Below are 1,964 nucleotides of genomic sequence, written 5' to 3'. Positions count from 1 at the left end.
CCTGAAGAGAGGCCCAGATTTCCGGCAACCGTCAGCGTACCCACCGAATTGCCTGGCGCGATATGCCCGCCATCGGCAACCGTCGTCGTGCCCACCGTGCCCGAGCCACCGAGCGTGGCGCCGTCCTCGACATTGATCGTGCCACCGAGGAAGCCGGCACTGGCATGGTTCCCGACAAGAAGCGTGCCGCCTGCAACAGTGGTGGCACCGGTGAAGCTGGAACTGTCCGCGGCCAAAACGGTCGTGCCGCTTTCATGGAGGATGGTCCCCAAGCCGGTCAGGGAAGGGGTGAAAATCAGATCGGACCCATCGGGATTTCCCAGATGATTGAACACAACCGTGCCTGTGCCAGCGCCAAAAGCTATCGATGCCGCATCAACCGTGCCGGCGGCCTTCGCCACTTCCCCACTTGCCGCACCGATGTTGAGCGTTCCGAATGATCCTGGCTGGGCCGCCAACCCAACGATAGCAGGACCCCCGGCAAGCGAAACCTGTCCGCCCTCCGACAGAGTCAGCGTGCCCTTGCCCAAGACGCCAACGGCAATGATGGAGTCGCCTGTCCAAACCGACCCGGGGCCCGTAATATTCACAATTCCGGTGGCTTGAGCATCCCAACCAACAATGGCGTTGTTGCCGCTGGAAACCTGCCCGCCATTTTCAATGCTGAGCGATCCATTGCCAAAGAGACCAACTGCGATGGCATCAACGAGTGTCCAACCCGAATCATTTCCGGAAATCACCGCGGAGCCAGTGCTGCCCGCGCCATACGCCACAACTCCCGAATCGTTGAAAACCTGACCGCCATTCTCGACGATCAAGCTCCCTTTCCCTTTGGAATCCCCATTGGAATCCCCGACCCTAAGGACGTCGGCAGTCCAGGTGGCCGACCCTGAAACTCTTGCGGTTGCCCCCTCGTCCGGATCAGTTCCGTCAGTAGCAATGATCCCGGTAAAAGAGGTGAGCTGAGTGTCGATGTCGAGCGTGCCCCCCATGACGCCCAGGTTGCCCGCGAGGTCGGAAGCGTCGCCTGACAGCGTCAGCGTACCGGCGCCGGCCTTGCCGAAATGGCCGGGGCCGGTAATGGTCCCGGCATAGGTACCGTCGCTCGCCTGGTCGAAGACGACGGCGCCGGTGTTCACGCCTGAGAAGGTGAGATTGCCGCCGAAGCTGTTGGTGTCGCCGACCAAGGTGCCTTGATCGATGGTCCAGTCCTGCGCACCCGTGCCGGTCAGGGTAACGGTATTCGTCCCGGCCTTGTTAAAGCTCGTGAAGCCGACGAACTCGTCACTCGCGCCTACCGTGGCCGTATTCACGAGCTTCGAGACATTGAAGGCCGGTGTGGAAGGCAGCGTGTCATAGTCCCCGAGCATCAATGAGCCGGTCGCGCCACTCTCCACCACGACATTGCCGGTGATAATCGAGCCGTTTCGCAGGGAAAGCGTGTTGACGCCGCCGGTGAAGGTGATGGCGTTAGCCCGGCCAAAGAAAGAATCTCCCCCAGTAATCTCCCCAACGTTAAGCACCGCCAAATTGGCCCCAACGATGCCGGTACCACCGTTTCCATTGCTGGGCGTCAGGGGAATATAGCCGGGGGCGCCGCCACTGCCGGTTCCGCCAGCAGGGCCGTTAGAGCCGCCGGCATGGCCACCGTTGCCCTCGCCGCCAATGATCACTCCGCTGTTAAAAACCGTCCCACCATTTCTGAGGTCGATCGCTGCACCGGCGGATGCAGAAACCCCGGCGCGGCCACCGGTAATGCGACCGTCGTTGACGATGCTGCCAGAATCTCCCATCACAATGGCTGTTCCGCCGGTGGCTAAAGCCCCGCCCGTGCCACCGAGGACATCGCCATGGTTGGTCAAGTCGCCGCCGGCGTTCAAAACAATGCCCGCACCACCACCACCGCCGAAATTGGCGCCAGGATTGCCACCGTTTCCGCCAGCAACGGTGGCCGAGCTTTCAAC

Annotated in this window: 1 protein-coding gene; it reads right to left on the bottom strand. The window is 61.7% G+C overall.

Going from position 1 to position 1,964, the window contains the following annotated elements; translation table 11 throughout:
* Positions 1-1,793, bottom strand: a 1,793-nt coding sequence (locus EN879_RS33745) for an autotransporter-associated beta strand repeat-containing protein (protein WP_348631518.1), incomplete at its 3' end; no start/stop codon positions are given.
* Positions 1,794-1,964: the final 171 nt, after the last annotated feature.

Origin of the sequence: Mesorhizobium sp. M7A.F.Ca.AU.002.02.1.1, assembly GCF_003998535.1 — a bacterium.
Classification (GTDB): domain Bacteria; phylum Pseudomonadota; class Alphaproteobacteria; order Rhizobiales; family Rhizobiaceae; genus Mesorhizobium; species Mesorhizobium ciceri.
The sequence above is the reverse complement of the archived record's forward strand: the minus strand, read 5'-3'. Positions and strand labels throughout refer to the sequence as shown.